Source organism: Phenylobacterium sp. P4_E10 (genome assembly GCF_056401675.1).
Genome location: NZ_JBFUIW010000026.1, coordinates 20,499 through 38,908 on the forward strand (window position 1 = coordinate 20,499; position 18,410 = coordinate 38,908).

Here is an 18,410-nt window from a genome sequence, read left to right on the forward strand (position 1 = left end):
CCTCAGGCGGCCTTGCCGACCACGACGCCGGTCATGCTGATCGCGCCGAGGTCGATGGCGTCGTTGAAGAAGGCGACCTCGTCGTCCTGGCCCTGGGCGCCGAGGACATAGAGCAGCGGGAGGTAATGCTCGTCGGTCGGTATCGACAGCTGGGCGTCCTGGCCGAGACTCATCCAGTCGATCAGCGGGCGGTGGTCGCCGGCGGCGATCAGATCCTTGACCGTCTCGTTGAAGCGCTCGGCCCAGTCGAGGGGCTCGGCGCTCTGCGCGCGGATCACCAGGCGCAGGTTGTGCACCCAGTCGCCCGAGCCGAGGATCAGCACGCCTTCGTCGCGCAGCTCCGCCAGCTTGCGGCCCAGCTCGTAGTGGAAGGCCGGCGGCTGGCGCAGGTCGAGGGCCAGCTGCAGCACCGGAATGTCGGCCTGCGGGAACATGTGCGTCAGCACCGACCACGCCCCGTGGTCGAGACCCCAGTCATGGTCGTGGCGGACCGGGACCGGCGCCAGCAGGTCGGTGACCCGATCGACCAGCCAGGCGTCGCCGGGCGCGGGATAGTGGATGTCGTAGAGCGGCTTGGGGAAGCCGTAGAAGTCGTGGATCGTCCGCGGCTGGCTCATCGCCGTGATCGCCGTCTCCTCGACATACCAATGGGCGGAGATGCAGAGGATGGCCTTGGGGCGCGGCAGCGAGGCGCCCAGCGCGCGCCAGGTTTCCGCATAGTCGCCGCCGAGGGCGTTCATCGGGCTTCCGTGGCCGACGAAGATGGCCGGCATATGCGGGACGCGTTCGCTCATGGCGATCAGATCGGTACCGGCGCAGGCTTCGTCAATCGGTTGAAACAGTGTCTCCCAGATCGCGCAACGGCGAGAAGGCGCCAATCAGGGGGAGAAGCACGAAGCCGATCGCGGCGAGCAGCAGCGCCGCGCGCGGTCCGATCGCCGCCCCCAGCGCGCCGCCGCCCAGCGCTCCGATCACCGCCATGCCGCCGGCCACAGCCTGGAAGGCGCCGCTCAGCCGGGCGAGCGCGGCCTGCGGCGCGAGGGCCTGGCGCAGGCTGGCGGCGAGGATGACGCCCGCGACGGCGAGCGCGTCGCCCAGCACCTGCGAGGTGATCAGCACGGCGAGTCCCTGATCTCCCGGCGGCGCAAAGGGCGTGAGCAACACCGCCAGCCCGGCGCCGGCCATGGCCGTCAGGATCGCCCGGCCGGTTCCCAGCTGCCGCGCCAGCCAGGGTGCGATGAAGGTCCCTCCCAATGCGCCAACGCCGCCCGCGGCGATGGCGAGACCAAGCTGGGAGGGCGAGAGCAGCAGGGAGCGGATGGCGAACAGCACGTAGAGCGCGCCGAACACCCCGCCGCACAACCCCTGAGCCGACTCCATCAGCAACAGAGGGCGCAGGCGCGGTTCGCGCCACGCGACGCGGAAGCCTTCCCCGACCTCGCGGGTCCAGGGCTGGGGTTCGGCCGCCGCCCTGCCTGGCTCCTCGGCGCGGCCGCCGGCCAGCAAGGCGGCGGAGACGAGATAGGTGAGGGCGTTGGCGGCGACCGCCAGCGGCGCGCTGAGCCATTGGAACAGCACCCCGGCCAGGGCTGGGCCGCCGACCTCGGCGACCGAGTCCGAGGCGGCCAGGCGGGCGTTGCCGGCGACCAGTTGGTCCTTGCCCAGGATCGAGGGCAGGTAGGCGTGACTGGCCATCTCGAAGACGACGCTCGCCGAGGCGACGATGGCGGCGGCCGCGAACACCTGGGCCAGGGTCAGGGCGTCGATCAGCGCCGCCAGGGGAATGGTCGCCAGGACCAGCGCGCGCAGCAGGTCGGCCCCGATCAGGGCCGGCCGCCGCCGTCCACGGTCGACCAGCGCGCCTGCTGCGAGCGCGGTGAGCAGCGCCGCGCCGCTGGCGGTCGCCGCCAGACCGCCCAAGGTCGCGGCGGGGGCTCCCAGGGCCACCACCGCCATCAACGGAAGTCCCTCGCGGGTGACGCGGGCGCCGACGGCCGAGACCGCCTGCGCCGCCCAGACCCGGTTGAAGCTTCGGCCGAGACTTACGATCGGCACACTAGGCATGACGGCCTCCCGACACCCTGGCTATAGGAGGGGGAGAGATCGGAGAACCCCATGAGCCAAGCGCCCAAGCCCGTCGTCCTGATTTCCCACCAGATGCTGTCGCCGGTGCAACAGCCGCTGGAGGCCGCCGGCTATGAAGTGGCGCGGCGCTGGGAGCTGGCGCCAGGCCAGGCCGAGCAGGTGCGTGCGATCGTGCACGCTGGCGAGGTCCCGCTGGCTCCTGAGTTCCTGAGCAGCCTGCCGAGCCTTGGCCTGATCGCCAATGTCAGCGTCGGCTATGACGGCGTGAACGTGCCCTGGTGCCGCGAGCGCGGGATTGAGGTGACCCACGCCAAGGGGCTGAACGCCGACGACGTGGCCGACCACGCAATCGGCCTGCTGATCGCCGGCTGGCGCAATATCGCGGCCGGCGACGCGGTGGTGCGCGAAGGCAAGTGGCGCGACGATCCGAGGGTGGGGAACCGTCCTGGCCTGCGCGGCCGCAAGCTGGGCGTCATGGGCCTCGGCGCAATCGGCGAGGCGGTGGCTGAGCGGGCCGCAGTGATGGGCATGGAGATCGCCTGGTGGGGGCCGCATGAGAAGCCGCAGGCCCGCTGGCCGCGGGCCGAGACCTTGCTGAAGCTGGCGGAGGACAGCGACATCCTGGTGATCGCCAGCCGCGCCGACGAGAGCAACCGCAAGGCGGTCAATCGCGAAGTGATCGACGCGGTCGGCGCGCGCGGCATGATCGTCAATGTCGCCCGCGGCTCGATCATCGACGAGGACGCCCTGATCGCCGCGCTGCGGGAGGGACGTCTGGGGCGCGCCGGGCTTGATGTGTTTGAAACCGAGCCCACGCCGGCCGGCCATTGGGCGGACGTGCCCAACACCGTGCTGACCCCGCACACGGCCGGTGGCACGGTCGACTCCATCCCGCGTATGGTCGGTCAGGCCTTGGAGAACGTCCGCCGCCATCTGGCCGGCGAACCGGTGATGAGCCCGGTCTGAGCACTAGAAGGGCACGACCAGGGCGGTTCGAAAGAACCAGCCATCGGGACCGTCGTCGCTTCGTTCGACGACGTGCTCGTAGGTAAGGATGGCCGTGGCCCACGCGGTCAGCGGAAACGCGGCGCTCGCCCCCGCTGACCAGCCCCTGGTGCTGTTGCCGTCGGCCAGACCGTCGGTGCTGGACTCGCCGCCGTCGCGATAGAGGACGTCCGCCGACAGCCAGACGCGGCTGCTGAGACTGTGGATCAGGTGGGCTTCGACACTGAACAGGGTGTCCTTGGCGCTCCTGTCCGCGCCGAACGGATCGTTGTTGTCCTCATAGAAGGTCAAGGTCGGCATGACCTCCAGGCCTGTGTAGCCGGGCTCGCGGTAGGGGCGGCCATTGGCCAGGACGCTCGGGAGGCCGATCTGATAGGCGATGCGGTTGGATCCGAGGTTGACCGGCGTCGCGGCGTCATAGGCGCCGGTTGGGAGGAATATTCGAGCCAACACAGCCAGGCTGAAGCGCGGCTTGAGGGCCGCGAACTCATCGGGAGTGAGGGCGGGCGCGCCGATCATGCCGAGCGTGGCGCCGAGCTGCGCGTCGCCGAAGCCGGCGCTCGCCGGCGCGCCGGTGGAGCGGACCTCGCCGACCGGCAGGATCGCGAACGGGGTAAGGGGGCGTCCGGCGACCTCAAAGGTCTGGGCGTAGCGCAGCACGACAATGTCGGTGTCGATTTCCACGCCTGGCTTGAACGAACCCGGCTCCGGCGTTTCGTTGCCCCGCTTTACGACACCGAAGGCGGTGAAGACGCCGGCCCCAACTGGAGCCAACTGATAGACGCGCGGCCCGTCGTCCTGGCCGCGCGCCGGCCCGGCGCCCAGCGTCAGCAACAACACCAGAACCAGGAAGGCCGCGTACCGAACAAGGGTGAGCGCGGTTCCCACCGTCATCGCCGTCTATCCGGCGGTGGTGAAAGACGAGGCTCCGCCCGGGTTTAGCGCTCGGGCGGCCGCGGCTGCGGCCCGGCCCAGTATGCCGGCGTAGGTAGGAAACGAGAGCGGAAGCCGGGCCAAGGCGCCGACACTCATGTCTCCGGCGATGGCGACAGCGGCGATCTGCGCCACCTCGACAGCGCGCTCACCAACCAGATGGCATCCAAGCAGGCGATGACTCGTTCGGTCCACGATCAGCTTGCAGAAGCCGGTCTCGCGTCCGTCGATGATCGCCCGGGTGGTCGCTTCGAACCCGACCGTGACGACCTCCACCTCATGGGCCTGGCGCGCCTCCACCTCGCCGAGACCGACCTGGGCGTACTCCGGGTCGGTGAAGCTGCCGATCGGATTGACGCCATGTTCGGCGCTCTCGCTCGCGCCTGTCACAGCATTGGTCGCGGCGGCGAAGCCGGCTTGCAGGGCCTGCGGGGCCAGCATGCGGCGGCCGGTGACGTCGCCGGCGGCAAAGACGTGCGGGGCCGTGGTCCGTTGGGCCGCGTCGACGGGGACCAAGCCGCGCCCATCGACTTCGATCCCGGCCGCGGACAGGTTCAGGGGGCCGGTGTCGGCTGACCAGCCCACGGCCATGACCACCACCGCCGCCTCAGCCCAACGAGGCGCACCGTCCTTGGTGTAGACCATTCGCACCCCGGCGGGGGCTGGTTCGAAAGACTGGATGTCGCCAAACGCCTCATGGATGGCGATGCCCGCAGCGCGGAAGGCTTCAGCGACGCAGGCCGACACTTCCGGCTCCTCGGTGCGCAGAATTCGCTCGCCGGCCTCGAACAGCTCCACACGCGATCCGAAGGCGTTGAACACCGAGGCGACCTGGGCGCCGGTCGCACCGGAGCCGACCACGATCAGGGAGTCCGGAGCAGCGGTCAGCGACCAGGCGTCGCTATGGGTCGCGGTCAGTTCGAAGCCGGGGATCGGCAGTCGCCGACTAACGCCGCCGGTGCAGAGAATGATTTTCTCTGCCTCGAACCGTCTGCCGTCCGCTGTCTCCAAGGCGTGGGGCCCGACGAAGCGGGCCGGGCCGGCGTCCGTAAGGACGTTCACGCCTACCGTTTCCAGCTCTCCCAGCATCGCCGAGCGCTCGCCAACCTCTTTCACCACCTCGTCCACCCGGGCCAGCAGCCGCGGATAGTCGAGGCTGGGCGGGCCGACCGTGACGCCGTAGCGCGTCAGCTGGCGCGCCTCGCGCATCAGTCGCGCGGCATGCGCCAGGGTGCGCACCGGCACCGGACCATCGTTGGCCGCCATGCCGCCGAAACGCCCCTGGGTCAGCAGCGTGGTGCGCGCGCCGAGATCGCCAGCGCGCAGGGCCGCCATCGTCCCGGCCGGTCCGGCGCCGATCACCAGCACATCGCTGGCCGAGGCGCTCATTGACCCGCGACGCCGTCGTCCGGGAGCTCCGCGAGCCAGCGCAGGGCTCGCAGGCTGGGCATGAACCCGTACTCGCCGCCGCGGGTCGTGACGAAGCGCGCGAGGTTGTGGACCCGCCGCGGCAAAGGCCGCCGGGGGATCGAAAAGGAACCGCCATCCGCCGAACCGGCGATCGGGTCGAGGGCGTCTTTCAGCCCGAGGAACTCGCCGCCGTTGATCCACTCCGACTGGACGAATTCGAACTGGCGCTTCAGGTGCGCGCCGACGAAGGCGAACATCAGCCCGCGATCGCCGCCATCGTCCTCGAGCACGCCTTCCGGCAGCAGCGGGCCATATGCCGTGCCGCGACGGACCATGCGGTGCAGCCGCACCACGCCCGCGACGTCCGCGTCGCGGGGGTTCGATCTGCGCACATGCGAGCCGGGCGGGGTCTTGTAGCCGATGGGGTCATCGGCCCGGAACTGGAAGGCGTTGTGTCGGGTGGGATCCGCGCCGAGTTCCGGGTCGTCGTGCAGGGGGCAGAGCGCCAGCGGCGCACCGCTGCGCCAGCGGCCCATCATCTTGGCGGCCAGCAGCTCCTCGTCGTCCGGGCCTGAGGCGTTGTCCCGCAGGTAGCGCCGGAAGGCCGCGACGTCCTGATAGAGTTTGCGAAAGGCCACATAGGTCCCGTTGCGGCCGAGGTGCTCGGGCTGCGGCGCCGGCGGAAAGCCGCCAGTCTCGTCGCGATAGCCGAAGACCAGTTCCCCCGCCTTCAGCGGTGGATCGAACGGGTTGTCGCCGGGTATGCCGCTGCCCTCGATCGCCGGGTGGCTCATCCCATCGCGGAAGCCGAACGGCTCCTTGTGATCGGGCGGGGCGCGGCAATCCTGGCGCCAGATCGCGGTGACGCCGGGCAGGTCGGCGAAAGCTTCGCGGGCCCGCGCCAGGGCGCCCTCCAGCTGCTCTTCACTAGGCGCCAGGCCGACCAGCACCACGTGGATGTGCGAGGTCGCGAACGGCGGCTCCCATAGCTCCGGATCGCTCGCGCCAGTGTCGCCCAACGCCGTGCCGCGTGCGGCCATCCCTTGACGAAATTCCCAGGAGAAGCTGTCGAGCGAGGCCGAGGGGACGCCCAAGGCCTTCAGCCCCTCGAAGGTGAGCGCGACACTGACCGAGGTGTCATGACCCGGCCGTTCAGGCGCCGACGCCGAGGTCACGACCGAGCACAGCCGGCGCAGCAGCTCGCGGCCGGCGCGGGCCTCGTCGATCCGCAGCAGGATGTATGTGGCTGCGTAAGGCGAAGGGCGGGCGCGCAGCACGCCGCTCTGGATGTCTTCCAGCTCCAGCGGCGGGACAGGCGCTGCGCTCACGGCGCGCTCGCCGGGCTGCGGCCGAGGGCCAGGTTCTTCCAGAACTGCTCAAGGCTGGCGTCGCCGCCGAACAGGGTGCTGAAAACCGTGGAGTCGCAGACCAGCACGTCGCCGGCCCGATCGCCCGCGGGCGGGGCCCAGACGAGCGTGTTGAACTCGGTCGCGCCGGACGCGGTGAAGGGGTGCGGGCGCGACAGATCGATCGGCTGGCGGGCCAGCACCCGCGCCGTGCCGTCGTCGCGGGTCAGGGCGTAGTGCGGCAGGTGCATGTGGAAGTTGAGGCTCTCGACCCCGGTCAGCCAGCCCTTGGTGTCGGCGTCGCGCATCACGGTCAGGGGAGCGATCTTGTTCGTCCCTGGCCGGACCGCCGGGCGCAGGCCGTGGCGGTTTTCCACAGGGATGTCCAGCGCCTGCAACAGCGACAGTGTGTAGTGGCCAAAGCGCTGCTGGCGCGGCACCAGGGGGTCGCCGTGGTGGGCGTGTTCAACCGCCCGCTGGTCGAGGTCGTCGGTGCCGCCGACGTCGTGGTGGGGACCGATCACCAGGCAGGTTCCTTCTCGCCGCAGGAACGCCCGCACCGCCTCGATCTCCGCCTCCGAGGGCGTCTGACCGGTGACGTTGTGGTCGAGGCCGAAGATGAACAGGGTGTCGACGTCCGACAGCACCCGTTCGTCGAGGGGCAGGAAGAAGCCGGCCTGGTCGACCCGCTGGAACACCGGAACAGAATGGCCAGTGACTTCGCCGACCAGGGTCTGGAACGGCACCCAGGCCCAGAAAAACAATTCCAACGCCCCGGCGATGCCCTGCTGGAAGTGCAACGGGTCGGCGAACCGCTGGACCTCGTAGTTGGGCCACAGCGCGCGGCGGACCTCGGTCATGGTCGAGAAGCGGTTGTCCATTTCTGCGACGTTGCGGTTCGCCTCGCCTGGATAGCTCCAGGCGATGTAGATGCTGACCCGCCGCCGGTCGCGGTCGTAGGGCCGCAGGACGTGGCTCTGGTTATAGGTGCGGCCCGGTTCGCTCATCTGACCCACCGTGGCTCACTGCAGTTGGTCGAGGGCCGTGGTCATGGCGGCCTTCAGCCTCAAGGCCTTCTTGATCTCGTCCGCGCTGACATAGGGATACTCGCCGTACTCCAGGAAGCTCGGCATCTGGTGTTCGCGGAAGTACTTGATGACGGCCTGGATGTTTTCGCGCCAGTCCTGCGGCCAGCCCTCCAGATTGACGAACACCGTGGTGATCCCGGTGGCCAGGAACAGCGCCACGGCGTCGTCCAGGTACTTGTCGAAGTCGGTGTCGAAGATGCCCTGATACATGAAGTAGAGGTCGTCCCCGATCGGGAACAGGACCCATCGCAGGTAGTGCAGTTTCAGGGGCGCCAAAACGGTGGGGTCGCCCTTCACAGCCGCCTCGATGGTCTTGGCGTAGTCGCGGATGGCTTGCTCGCGGCCCGGCATGACCTTGGCCATGACGGAGAAGCCGTAGTTCGCGGGCGTCTTGGGGAAGATCGGGCCGTGCGAGCCTTCGACCCGCTCGAAATAGCCTTCCTTCGGGATCGCGAGGGCGGCGGGTTGGAGGAAGTTCTCAGCGGACATGTGACCCTCGTCGTAAGGCGGGCCGGGAGGGCGAAGGCGCCAGCCCCGTGAGCACCAGAAGCGCACGAGGAGCCTAGACCTCGGTCTTGATCGGTCACTCCGGTGAAACCCTACTGACCCCGGGGTTGCGCCTCTGGGCGACAAACGACGCCTGCGAACGACGTGATAAGGCCCGGCGTTCGGGCGGCGCTAGAAAGACGCGGCGATCCCCTCGTGCTATGGAGGCGCTCGCGCCGCGGGCGAGCTCCGAAGGGTTGACTTAAAGACATAAAGATATCTTTATATGACCCATGAGTCTCTCGGCGGACCAGGCGGTTGAAGTGTTGCGCGCGGCGGGCGAGCCCTCGCGCCTGCGCATCCTGGCGCTGCTCGCCCACGAAGAGCTCGCCGTCCTTGAGCTTTGCAAGGTGCTGGACCAGAGCCAGCCGCGGGTGTCCCGGCATCTGAAACTGTTGGCCGAGGCCGGCCTGGTCGAGCGGTTTCCCGACGGGGCCTGGGTCTTCTATCGCCTGGTGACTGGCGGGGAGGCGAGGCGGCTGGCCGACGAGGTGCTGCGCACGGTGGACGCCGCCGATCCGGTGCTGGTCCGTGACGCCGAGCGGCTCGACGCCGTTCGCGGCGAACGCTCGGCCGAGGCCGGCGAGTATTTCGCCCGCAATGCGGCGCGCTGGGACGAGATCCGCTCTCTCTACGTCTCGGAGACCGCCGTCGAGGCGGCGATCCTGGACGCGGCCGGCGCGGGACCGTTCAAGAAGCTGGTGGACCTGGGATCCGGCACTGGCCGGATGCTGACCCTGCTCGGCCCGCAGGCCCATTCGGCGGTGGGTCTCGATCTGTCGCAGCAGATGCTGAACATCGCCCGAAACCATGTGGCGGAGGCCGGGCTCGAGCGCTTCGAGCTGCGCCATGGCGACATTTTCGGCACCCGGTTGCCCGACCACAGCGCCGACCTGGTGGTCGTCCACCAGGTGCTGCACTACTTGGCCGACCCGGCCTCTGCGGTGCGCGAGGCCGCGCGCCTGGTGGGCGAGGGCGGGCGGCTGCTGATCGTCGATTTCGCGCCTCACGCGCTGGAATTCCTGCGCGAACAGCACCAACACCGCCGCCTCGGATTCGCCGAGCCGGAGATGGCCCGATGGCTGGGCGAGGCGGGCCTGTCGAACATCCGAGTCACCGACCTGCCGCCATCGCGGGCCGATGGCCTGACCGTCAAGATCTGGGTGGCCGAACGCGGCCGCCAGCCGCAAAGGAGCGCCGCATGAGCCCTCATGAAACCGCGCTCGGACCCGTCGCCCGCGCCGCCGCCGGAAACGCGCCGCGCCCGTCAGTGTCGTTCGAGTTCTCGCCCCCCAAGACGCCCGAGGCCGAGGAGAGCCTGTGGGAGGCGATCCGCCGGCTCGAGCCGCTGAACCCGTCCTTCGTCTCGGTGACCTACGGCGCCGGCGGCTCGACCCGCGACCGTACTCACCGCACCGTCGTCAGGATGCTGAAGGAGACGAGCCTCAAACCTGCCGCTCACCTGACCTGCGTGGAAGCCTCGCGCGGCGAGGTCGACGAGGTGGTGCAGGCCTATTGGGACGCCGGCATCCGCCACATCGTCGCCCTGCGCGGCGATCCGCCCGGCAATATCGGCGGCGTCTATGTCCCGCGCGCCGACGGCTATCTCAACGCCACCGAACTGACCGCCGGCATCAAGGCCGTGGCGCCGTTCGAGGTCAGCGTCAGCCTCTACCCGCAGATCCATCCCGAGAGCCCGTCGATCGACCACGATATCGACGTGCTGAAGGCCAAGATCGACGCGGGCGCGACCCGGGCGATCACCCAGTTCTTCTACGACATCGACGCCTACCTGTTCTTCATGGACAAGCTGCGCAAGGCGGGCGTGAACATCCCGGTTTCGCCGGGGATCATGCCGGTGTCGAACTTCAAGGGCCTGAAGAAGATGGCGGGCCCGGTGGGCATCCCGCTGCCGGCCTGGCTCGGCAACCTGTTCGACGGCCTCGACAAGGACCCGGAGACCCGCAAGCTGATCGCCGCCTCGGTGGCCTCTGAGATGTGCGTGCGGCTGGCCGAAGAGGGGTATTCCGACTTCCACTTCTACACGCTGAACCGGGCGGACCTGGTCTATGCGATCTGCAGGGTTTTGGGCGTGCGCGAGACCCCGATCGAACCGAGCGAGGTGGCGGCGTGAAATCGATCGCTCTCGGCCTGACCTTCAGCCTGCTTGGCGGCGCGGCCTTGGCGCAGAGCCCGGCCAACTGGACCGCGCCAACCGAGCCGTTTCGGATCGCCGACAATCTCTATTACGTCGGCACCGCCGGCCTTGGCTCCTATCTGCTGACGGGGCCGCAGGGGCATGTGCTGATCGACGGCGCCATGCCGATCAGCGCGAAGATGATCGAGGGCAGTATAGAGAAGCTCGGCTTCAAGCTGGCCGATGTGAAGGTGCTGTTGAACACGCACGCCCACTTCGATCATTCCGGCGGGCTGGCGGAGCTGAAAAAGGACACCGGGGCCAAGTTCTACGCTTCGGCCGGAGACCGGCAGGCGCTGGAAACCGGAACCTACGTCGGCTCCGAGGATGTGAAGGCGTTCAACTTCGCGCCGGTGAAGGTCGATCGCGTTCTTAAGGACGGCGAACAGGTACGACTGGGAACAACGGTGCTGACCGCCCATCTCACCCCCGGGCACTCGGGCGGCTGCACGACCTGGACGTTCCCGCTGACAGTCGACGGGCAGAAGCGACAGGCCTTGCTCTACTGCTCGACCTCGGTGGCCGCCAACCGCCTGGTGTCGAAGGCCAAGGGGCCGCAGTACCCGGGCATCGTGAACGACTACGAGACCACCTTCGCCAAGCTGAAGGCGATGAAGGCCGACGTCTTCTTGGCGCCGCACGCCGAGCAGTTCGGGCTTGCGGAGAAGCGGGCGAAGCTGGCGGCCGGGGGGCCTAACCCGTTCGTCGACCCAGGCGAACTGCAGCGTACCGTCGCGGCGTCGGAAACGGCGTTCCGCACCGAGCTCGCCAAGCAGCAGGAGGCTGCGAAATGACCAGACAGGACCGCATTGCTCAACTGAAGGCCATCGCCAAGGAGCGCATCCTTATCCTCGACGGCTCCTGGGGCGTGATGATCCAGAAGCGCGGGCTGGGCGAGGCCGACTATCGCGGCGACCGTTTCGCGCACCACAATCTTGAGCTCAAGGGCAACAACGACCTGCTCTGCATCACGCGGCCGGACATCATCGCCGACCTGCACGATCAGTACTACGCCGCCGGCGCGGACATCTCCGAGACCAACACCTTCTCGGCGACCACCATCGCTCAGGCCGAATACGACTGCCGCGAGGCGGTCTACGACATCAACTTCGAGGGCGCGAAGATCGCGCGCGCGCGCGCCGACGCCTGGACCGCCAAGGAGCCGCACAAGCCGCGGTTCGTCGCCGGCTCGGTCGGTCCGTTGCCGAAGATGCTGTCGATGTCCTCGGACGTGAATGACCCGGGCGCGCGGCTGGTCACCTTCGACGAGGTCTACCAAGCCTATCGCGACCAGATGATCGCGCTGCACGACGGCGGCGTGGACCTCTACCTGATCGAGACGATCACCGACACGCTCAACTGCAAGGCCGCGATCAAGGCCATTCTCGACCTCGAGGACGAGGGCTACGAGCCGCTGCCGATCTGGATTTCGGGCACCATCACCGACCGCTCGGGCCGCACGCTGTCGGGCCAGACGGTCGAGGCGTTCTGGAATTCGGTGAAGCACGCCAAGCCGTTCGCCATCGGGCTCAACTGCGCCCTCGGCGCGGACCTCATGCGGCCGCACATCGCCGAGCTGGCCCGCATCGCCGACACCCTGGTTTCGGCCTATCCCAACGCGGGCCTGCCCAACGCCATGGGCGAGTACGACGAGCAGCCGCACCAGACCGGACATCAGCTGCACGAGTGGGCCGAGCAGGGACTGGTCAACATCCTGGGCGGCTGCTGCGGCACGACTCCCGACCACATCAAGCATGTGGCCGACGCCGTCGCCGGCGTGACGCCGCGCCAGATTCCCGATCGCCCCAAGGCCATGCGGCTGGCGGGGCTGGAGCCGTTCGAGCTGGCCTAGGGTCCGCTTGCCTTAGATTTTCGAGTACAGCATCCCTGCGATCGGGGATGAGCGATTGAGCATGAAACCGACGATCCTATTTGGCGGAACCAACCGTGAGCGGCTGGTGGCCGTGGCTAGCGCCCAGGCGGTGTCGGCGACCCTGCAGGGCGCCGACCTCTGGTATTGGGCGCCCGACGGCCGCGTGCACGAGGCCGACGCCGATGCGCTGAGCGCCCATCAGCGGCCGTTCGAACTGGACTTGCCGGCGACCGGCGCGCCGATCGGTCCGATCGCGGCGGCGCTCGATCGGGCCGCGGCGGAGGGGCGGGTGCTGGTGCTGTCGCTGCACGGCGGCGCGGCCGAGAACGGCGAGTTGGCCGCGCTCTGCGAGGCGCGCGGCGTGGCCTTCACCGGATCGGGCGCGGCCGCCAGCCGGCTGGCCTTCGACAAGGCCGCCACCAAGTCCGCAGCGGCCAAGGCCGGGGTGGTTTCGCCGGGAACCGTCACCGTCGAGACCGCAGCCGAGGGCCTGGCCAAGCACGGCCGGCTGGTCGCCAAGCCGGTCGCCGAGGGCTCGAGCTATGGCCTGATCTTCGTCAACGGCCATGCGGACCTTGAGACGCTCGCCAAGGCCGCCGAGCGGGAAGCCTATCTGGTCGAGCCATTCGTCGCCGGGGCCGAGGCCACCTGCGGCGTGCTCGAGCAGGCCGACGGCTCGCTGATCGCCCTGCCACCGGTCGAGATCGTCGCCGCCGGCGGCGCCTTCGACTACGCCAGCAAGTACCTCGCCGCGGCCACGCAGGAGATCTGCCCTGCGCGCTTCGGCGCCGAGGTCAACGCCGCCCTGCAGGACGGCGCGCTCAAGGCCCACCGCGCGGTCGGCGCTTCCGGCTACTCGCGTTCCGACTTCATCGTCACCGACCAGGGCGTGGTCTTCCTGGAGATCAACACCCTGCCTGGCCTGACCAAGGCTTCGCTCTATCCGAAGGCGCTCGCCGCCCAAGGCATCGCCTTCCACGACTTCCTGACCGGCCAGATCGCGCTCGCCGAAGCGCGCGCCGCGGAGACCCCATGAGACCTGTCTTCATCAATGTCGGCGAGCGGACCAACGTCACCGGTTCGGCCAAGTTCAAGAAGCTGATCGTCGAGGGCGACTACGCCGCGGCGCTCAGCGTTGCGCGGCAGCAGGTCGAGGCGGGCGCGCAAGTTATTGATATCAATATGGATGAGGGGCTGCTGGACTCGGTCCAGGCCATGCGGACCTTCCTCAACCTATTGGCGGCAGAGCCCGACATTGCACGCGTACCGATCATGGTCGACTCCTCCAAGTGGGAGGTGATCGAGGCCGGCCTGAAGTGCGTGCAGGGCAAGTGCATCGTCAACTCGATCTCCATGAAGGAGGGCGAGGCCAAGTTCATCGAACAAGCGAAAGCGTGTTTGCGCTATGGCGCGGCCGTGGTGGTCATGGCCTTCGATGAGGTCGGCCAGGCCGACACCGCCGAGCGCAAGTACGAGATCTGCGCGCGGGCCTACAAGATCCTCACCGAGCAGGTCGGCTTCCCGGCCGAGGACATCATCTTCGACCCCAACATCTTCGCGGTCGCCACCGGCATCGAGGAGCACGACAACTACGCCGTCGACTTCATCGAGGGCACGCGGCGCATCAAGGAGAACCTGCCCAACGCCCGCGTCTCGGGCGGGGTCTCCAACGTCTCGTTCTCGTTCCGCGGCAACGAGCCGGTCCGCCGGGCCATCCACTCGGTGTTCCTCTACCACGCCATCGCCGCCGGCATGGACATGGGCATCGTCAACGCCGGCGACCTGCCGGTCTATGACGACATCGACGCCGAGCTGCGCGAAGCCGTCGAGGATGTGATCCTCAACCGGCCCCAGCGCACCAACGTCTCCAACACCGAGCGGCTGGTCGACCTGGCCCCCAAGTACAAGGGCCAGAAGGGCGAGGCGAAGGTCGTCGACCTGGCCTGGCGCGAGGCCAGCGTCGCCTCGCGGCTCAGCCACGCCCTGGTGCACGGCATCACCGAATACATCGACGCCGACACCGAGGAGGCCCGGCTCTCGGTCGAGCGCCCGCTGCACGTCATCGAAGGCCCGCTGATGGACGGCATGAACGTGGTCGGCGACCTGTTCGGCTCAGGGAAAATGTTCCTGCCGCAAGTGGTCAAGTCGGCCCGGGTGATGAAGCAGGCGGTCGCCTACCTTATGCCGTTCATGGAGGCCGAGAAGGAAGGCCAGCCGCGCCAGGCGGCCGGCAAGATCCTGATGGCCACCGTCAAGGGCGACGTCCACGACATCGGCAAGAACATCGTCGGCGTGGTCCTGCAGTGCAACAACTACGAGGTCATCGACCTGGGCGTCATGGTCACGGTCGACCGCATCCTCGACGAGGCCAAGGCCCACAATGTCGACATCGTCGGCCTGTCGGGCCTGATCACCCCCAGCCTCGACGAGATGGTCTATGTGGCCGGCGAGATGGAGCGCCGCGGCTTCGACATTCCGCTGCTGATCGGCGGCGCCACCACGAGCAAGACCCACACCGCGGTGAAGATCGAGCCCGCCTACAAGGCCGGCTCCACCACCTATGTGCTCGACGCCAGCCGCGCGGTCGGGGTGGTCTCGGGCCTGCTCTCGCCCAGCGAGAAGACCCGCATCCAGGCCGAGACGCGGGCCGAATACGTCAAGGTCCGCGAGACCTACGCCCGGGGCCTGGGCAACCGCGCCCGCGCCACCCTGGAGGAGGCGAGGGCCAACGCCTTCCAGCCCGACTTCGCCGCCTACACGCCGCCCAAGCCGAGCTTCCTGGGGACCCGCAGCTTCGTCGCCTATGACCTGGCCGAACTGGCCCGCCACATCGACTGGTCGCCGTTCTTCGCCAGCTGGGAGCTGGTCGGCCGCTTCCCGCAGATCCTTGAGGACGACGTGGTCGGCGAGGCGGCCAGCGACCTCTATCGCGACGCGCAAGGCATGCTGAAGCAGATCATCGACGAGAAGTGGTTCGAGGCCCGCGGCGTGGTCGGCTTCTGGCCGGCCGCCGCCGACGGCGACGACATCGTGCTCTACACCGACGAGGACCGCGCCAGCGAACTCACCCGCCTGCACAGCCTTCGCCAGCAGATGCCCAAGGACAAGAGCCGCGACGACGGCGGACGGGCCAACGTCGCCCTGGCCGACTTCATCGCCCCGGTCGGCGGCAAGCCCGACTGGATCGGCGGCTTTGCGGTCACTGCCGGCCACGGCGAGCTGGCCATCGCCCAGAAGTTCAAGGAGGCCGGCGACGACTACTCGGCCATCCTCGCCACCGCCCTGGCCGACCGCCTGGCCGAGGCCTTCGCCGAAGCCATGCACCGCAAGGTGCGCACCGAGCTCTGGGGCTACGCGCCCGACGAGGCCTTCGATATCGATGCGCTGATTGGCGAAACCTACCGCGGCGTCCGCCCGGCCCCCGGCTACCCGGCCCAGCCCGACCACACCGAAAAGGCGACCTTGTTCAAGATCCTCGACGCTGAGGCGGCGACCGGCATGGAGCTGACCGAAAGCTTCGCCATGAACCCGCCGGCCTCGGTCTCCGGCCTCTACTTCTCACACCCGGAGGCGCACTATTTCGGCGTCGGCCGGATCGAGAAAGACCAGGTCGAGGACTATGCGCGCCGCAAGGGCTGGGACCTGAAGACGGCCGAGCGTTGGCTGGCGCCGATATTGAACTACGAGCCGGTGTAGGGCGGCGGCGGCGGGGGGCGCAGTACGCTCGGCGTCCGGTCGGGTGGTGCGCACCGAGCTCACTGCCCGGGGCTGCTGCGCCGCAGATCTGCGGCGCAGCAGGCTTGGGTCGCGTCAGTAGATCCAGCAGTCCGACGCTTCAAACGTGCCGGTGAGGCCTGTCATGTCGGCGATCTGGGTCCGGCCGGCGGTCGTGTTGGCGCCATCGCTGTCGTAGTAAAGCGCCTTCGCCGTGGTGTCGTAGATCAGGTGCGCGCTCGCGTTGCCGATGCCGGTCACCCCGTTGGTAACGGAGGCGAAGTCTGAGGCCGACATCACTCCAGGCCCGGACCCGATCGCCGTGAAGATGGAGTGGTCGAGGGAGATCACGTCGACCTTGCCCGTCCCATTCAAGCCGGCGTTGAAATCGGTGATCCGATCCACGTTTCCAGCGCCCGGCAGCGTGTTGAAGACGAAGACGTCGTTGTCGTCCCCGCCGGTCATCGTGTCGGCGCCGGCGCCGCCGACAAGCAGATCGTTCCCTGCGTCCCCGACGATGCTGTCGTTTCCGCCGTTGCCGAACAGCAGGTCGTTACCCTTTCCGCCGCCGCCGCTGAGAACTTCGTTCGCGGAAGACGAGGCGATCACGTCCTCCTGTCCGGCGCCCGCGAGCGAGGTCTGCAATTTGTATTCGCTTGTGCTCAGCGCGTATCCGTAGACCGTTCCGCCGTTCGTAAACTTGATAGCCTCGACAGAGAAACCTGCCGTGTAGTGACCGCGCACGAGGATGTGCGTAGCGCCGACGTCGATCGTGAGGTCGTCGTTGACGCGGGCGAAATTCAGACCGCCTACCGTCGTGCTGTCTGTGGGCGCCGTCGTCAGGATGTCGATCCGATCGCCGCCGCCGGCGCTGTCGCTCACCGTGTCGCTGCCGTCCGCCATACCGAATTGATAGACGTCGCCGCCCGAGCCGCCGAGGAGGATGTCGTTGCCACCTCCGCCGAGAAGCGTGGCGCCACCGTTCGAACTGACGAGGATGTCGGCCCCGGAGCCGCCGTTCAGGACGCCGACGAGGTCCTGGCTGATAGTCACCAGGGCCGCGGCCCCGCCGCTTGTCCCATTGGTCGCGGTGTAGGTGAAGCTGCCGCCCGCAGGCGCGGCGTCGGTGAAGTTGACGGAGCCGTTGGACCCGGTCCCCTGGACATGGAGTGCGGCGCCGCCGGTTGCTGACCCAGCACTGGCCACGTCAGTCGCGTTCGCCGGATCGTTGGACAGAAGCGCCCATTCGGGGATGATGATCGCCGCGCCCACCGCGACGTTGGTAATGACGTTGTCCGCGACGGCGTTCGGTCCTGCAACCACGGTCACGCTGTCGCTGCCGCCCCCGCCAGCATTGTCTGCGGCGTCGGTGTAGCTGTTGGCTGTCACCGAAACGATCCCGGGGCCCGAAAACCCTGGCGTCGGCGTGAAGACGCCCGTGTAGACGCGCACGTCGGCCGTGACCTGAAGGTTGGTGACCGAGCCGCCCGTCGCCGAGATGTCGCCGAGGGCGAAGTCCTTCGGCGCCTCCGAGAAGGTGAAGGTTACGACCGAATTGGCGCCAGGCGTGAGGCTTGTCGCCACGATGTCGACCGCGACGGTCGGCGCATGGGTGTCGATGGCGTAGTTGGCCGAGGTCGCGGTCGTCCCGGCGTTGCCGGCCAGGTCGGTGTAGCTGGCGGCCAGCGCCACCGCGTTGGAGGCGTCCTCGACGTCGGCGTCTGGCGTGAAGGTTCCGGTCCAGGTGACCCCGCCGTCGGCGCTGAGGAAGGTCCCCAGCGCGCCGTTCGGGGCCGTCAGGTCGGTCTTGTCGAAGTCGCTGACCGCCTCCGAGAAGGTCACGGTCACCGTCGAGGTCTCGCCGATCTTCAGCGCGCTGTCGCTGAGCAGGATCGTGGCGGTCGGCGCATGGGTGTCGATGGCGTAATTGGCCGAGGTCGCGGTCGTCCCGGCGTTACCGGCCAGGTCGGTGTAGCTGGCGGCCAGCGCCACCACGTTGGAGGTGTCCTCGACGTCGGCGTCCGGCGTGAAGGTCCCGGTCCAGGTGACCCCGCCGTCGGCGCTGAGGAAGGTCCCCAGCGCGCCGTTCGGGGCCGTCAGGTCGGTCTTGTCGAAGTCGCTGACCGCCTCCGAGAAGGTCACGGTCACCGTCGAGGTCTCGCCGATCTTCAGCGCGCTGTCGCTGAGCAGGATCGTGGCGGTCGGCGCATGGG

At 68.6% G+C, this 18,410-nt stretch carries 15 protein-coding genes; 7 read left to right on the forward strand and 8 right to left on the reverse strand.

The window, feature by feature from the left end; all coding sequences use genetic code 11:
* Nucleotides 1–2: 2 nt before the first annotated feature.
* Nucleotides 3–794, reverse strand: a complete 792-nt coding sequence (ygiD, locus tag AC1DQJ_RS20360) for a 4,5-DOPA-extradiol-dioxygenase (RefSeq protein ID WP_477606711.1) — start codon at nucleotides 792–794, stop codon at nucleotides 3–5.
* A 31-nt stretch (nucleotides 795–825) separates the two neighbouring features.
* Nucleotides 826–2,064, reverse strand: a complete 1,239-nt coding sequence (locus AC1DQJ_RS20365; RefSeq protein ID WP_477606713.1) for an MFS transporter — start codon at nucleotides 2,062–2,064, stop codon at nucleotides 826–828.
* A 51-nt stretch (nucleotides 2,065–2,115) separates the two neighbouring features.
* On the opposite strand from AC1DQJ_RS20365, the gene AC1DQJ_RS20370 reads away from it, so the two are divergent.
* A complete protein-coding gene (locus AC1DQJ_RS20370) occupies nucleotides 2,116–3,051 on the forward strand; it encodes a 2-hydroxyacid dehydrogenase (RefSeq protein WP_477606715.1) in 936 nt (311 codons plus the stop codon).
* Nucleotides 3,052–3,054: 3 nt separating this feature from the next.
* On the opposite strand, the gene AC1DQJ_RS20375 is transcribed toward AC1DQJ_RS20370, so the two are convergent.
* Genes AC1DQJ_RS20375 through AC1DQJ_RS20395 form a run of 5 tightly spaced genes read right to left on the reverse strand, consistent with a single transcriptional unit; the run spans nucleotide 3,055 to nucleotide 8,356 of the window.
* On the reverse strand, nucleotides 3,055–3,984 hold the full coding sequence (locus AC1DQJ_RS20375; protein ID WP_477606717.1) for a transporter: 930 nt from the start codon (nucleotides 3,982–3,984) through the stop codon (nucleotides 3,055–3,057).
* Between the two features lie 6 nt (nucleotides 3,985–3,990).
* Complete coding sequence (locus tag AC1DQJ_RS20380; RefSeq protein WP_477606719.1) at nucleotides 3,991–5,412, reverse strand: dihydrolipoyl dehydrogenase family protein; 1,422 nt, start codon at nucleotides 5,410–5,412, stop codon at nucleotides 3,991–3,993.
* Nucleotides 5,409–6,761, reverse strand: coding sequence for a Dyp-type peroxidase (locus AC1DQJ_RS20385; protein ID WP_477606721.1), 1,353 nt, complete (start codon nucleotides 6,759–6,761; stop codon nucleotides 5,409–5,411). Before AC1DQJ_RS20385 ends, AC1DQJ_RS20380 begins: the two co-directional genes overlap by 4 nt.
* Complete coding sequence (locus AC1DQJ_RS20390; RefSeq protein ID WP_477606722.1) at nucleotides 6,758–7,786, reverse strand: hypothetical protein; 1,029 nt, start codon at nucleotides 7,784–7,786, stop codon at nucleotides 6,758–6,760. Before AC1DQJ_RS20390 ends, AC1DQJ_RS20385 begins: the two co-directional genes overlap by 4 nt.
* A gap of 15 nt (nucleotides 7,787–7,801) precedes the next feature.
* Nucleotides 7,802–8,356 carry a hypothetical protein gene (locus AC1DQJ_RS20395; protein ID WP_477606724.1) on the reverse strand — a complete coding sequence of 185 codons (555 nt, stop codon included), beginning with the start codon at nucleotides 8,354–8,356 and terminating at the stop codon, nucleotides 7,802–7,804.
* 290 nt (nucleotides 8,357–8,646) lie between these two features.
* Between AC1DQJ_RS20395 and AC1DQJ_RS20400 the strand changes: the two genes are divergently transcribed.
* From AC1DQJ_RS20400 to metH, 6 genes are all read left to right on the forward strand, one after another.
* Nucleotides 8,647–9,618: an ArsR/SmtB family transcription factor gene (locus tag AC1DQJ_RS20400; protein WP_477606726.1), complete on the forward strand. Its 972-nt coding sequence runs from the start codon at nucleotides 8,647–8,649 to the stop codon at nucleotides 9,616–9,618.
* Nucleotides 9,615–10,547 carry a methylenetetrahydrofolate reductase [NAD(P)H] gene (metF, locus tag AC1DQJ_RS20405; protein WP_477606728.1) on the forward strand — a complete coding sequence of 311 codons (933 nt, stop codon included), beginning with the start codon at nucleotides 9,615–9,617 and terminating at the stop codon, nucleotides 10,545–10,547. Before AC1DQJ_RS20400 ends, metF begins: the two co-directional genes overlap by 4 nt.
* Nucleotides 10,544–11,404 carry a subclass B3 metallo-beta-lactamase gene (gene bla, locus AC1DQJ_RS20410; RefSeq protein WP_477606730.1) on the forward strand — a complete coding sequence of 287 codons (861 nt, stop codon included), beginning with the start codon at nucleotides 10,544–10,546 and terminating at the stop codon, nucleotides 11,402–11,404. Before metF ends, bla begins: the two co-directional genes overlap by 4 nt.
* Nucleotides 11,401–12,462 (forward strand): homocysteine S-methyltransferase family protein, encoded by a 1,062-nt coding sequence (locus AC1DQJ_RS20415; RefSeq protein ID WP_477606732.1) that lies wholly within the window; start codon nucleotides 11,401–11,403, stop codon nucleotides 12,460–12,462. Before bla ends, AC1DQJ_RS20415 begins: the two co-directional genes overlap by 4 nt.
* A 61-nt stretch (nucleotides 12,463–12,523) precedes the next feature.
* On the forward strand, nucleotides 12,524–13,519 hold the full coding sequence (locus tag AC1DQJ_RS20420; protein ID WP_477606734.1) for a D-alanine--D-alanine ligase: 996 nt from the start codon (nucleotides 12,524–12,526) through the stop codon (nucleotides 13,517–13,519).
* Nucleotides 13,516–16,179 (forward strand): methionine synthase, encoded by a 2,664-nt coding sequence (metH, locus tag AC1DQJ_RS20425; RefSeq protein WP_477606736.1) that lies wholly within the window; start codon nucleotides 13,516–13,518, stop codon nucleotides 16,177–16,179. Before AC1DQJ_RS20420 ends, metH begins: the two co-directional genes overlap by 4 nt.
* 114 nt (nucleotides 16,180–16,293) lie before the next feature.
* Here metH and AC1DQJ_RS20430 read toward each other — a convergent pair.
* On the reverse strand, nucleotides 16,294–18,410 hold a 2,117-nt coding region (locus AC1DQJ_RS20430), incomplete at its 5' end, for an Ig-like domain-containing protein (protein WP_477606738.1).

Excerpts from the sequence above, each read along its gene's own strand:
- ygiD (WP_477606711.1), bottom strand. The coding sequence starts at position 794 with ATGAGCGAACGCGTCCCGCATATGCCGGCCATCTTCGTCGGCCACGGA.
- AC1DQJ_RS20365 (WP_477606713.1), bottom strand. The coding sequence starts at position 2,064 with ATGCCTAGTGTGCCGATCGTAAGTCTCGGCCGAAGCTTCAACCGGGTC.
- AC1DQJ_RS20370 (WP_477606715.1), top strand. The coding sequence starts at position 2,116 with ATGAGCCAAGCGCCCAAGCCCGTCGTCCTGATTTCCCACCAGATGCTG.
- AC1DQJ_RS20375 (WP_477606717.1), bottom strand. The coding sequence starts at position 3,984 with ATGACGGTGGGAACCGCGCTCACCCTTGTTCGGTACGCGGCCTTCCTG.
- AC1DQJ_RS20380 (WP_477606719.1), bottom strand. The coding sequence starts at position 5,412 with ATGAGCGCCTCGGCCAGCGATGTGCTGGTGATCGGCGCCGGACCGGCC.
- AC1DQJ_RS20390 (WP_477606722.1), bottom strand. The coding sequence starts at position 7,786 with ATGAGCGAACCGGGCCGCACCTATAACCAGAGCCACGTCCTGCGGCCC.
- AC1DQJ_RS20395 (WP_477606724.1), bottom strand. The coding sequence starts at position 8,356 with ATGTCCGCTGAGAACTTCCTCCAACCCGCCGCCCTCGCGATCCCGAAG.
- AC1DQJ_RS20400 (WP_477606726.1), top strand. The coding sequence starts at position 8,647 with ATGAGTCTCTCGGCGGACCAGGCGGTTGAAGTGTTGCGCGCGGCGGGC.
- metF (WP_477606728.1), top strand. The coding sequence starts at position 9,615 with ATGAGCCCTCATGAAACCGCGCTCGGACCCGTCGCCCGCGCCGCCGCC.
- AC1DQJ_RS20415 (WP_477606732.1), top strand. The coding sequence starts at position 11,401 with ATGACCAGACAGGACCGCATTGCTCAACTGAAGGCCATCGCCAAGGAG.
- AC1DQJ_RS20420 (WP_477606734.1), top strand. The coding sequence starts at position 12,524 with ATGAAACCGACGATCCTATTTGGCGGAACCAACCGTGAGCGGCTGGTG.
- metH (WP_477606736.1), top strand. The coding sequence starts at position 13,516 with ATGAGACCTGTCTTCATCAATGTCGGCGAGCGGACCAACGTCACCGGT.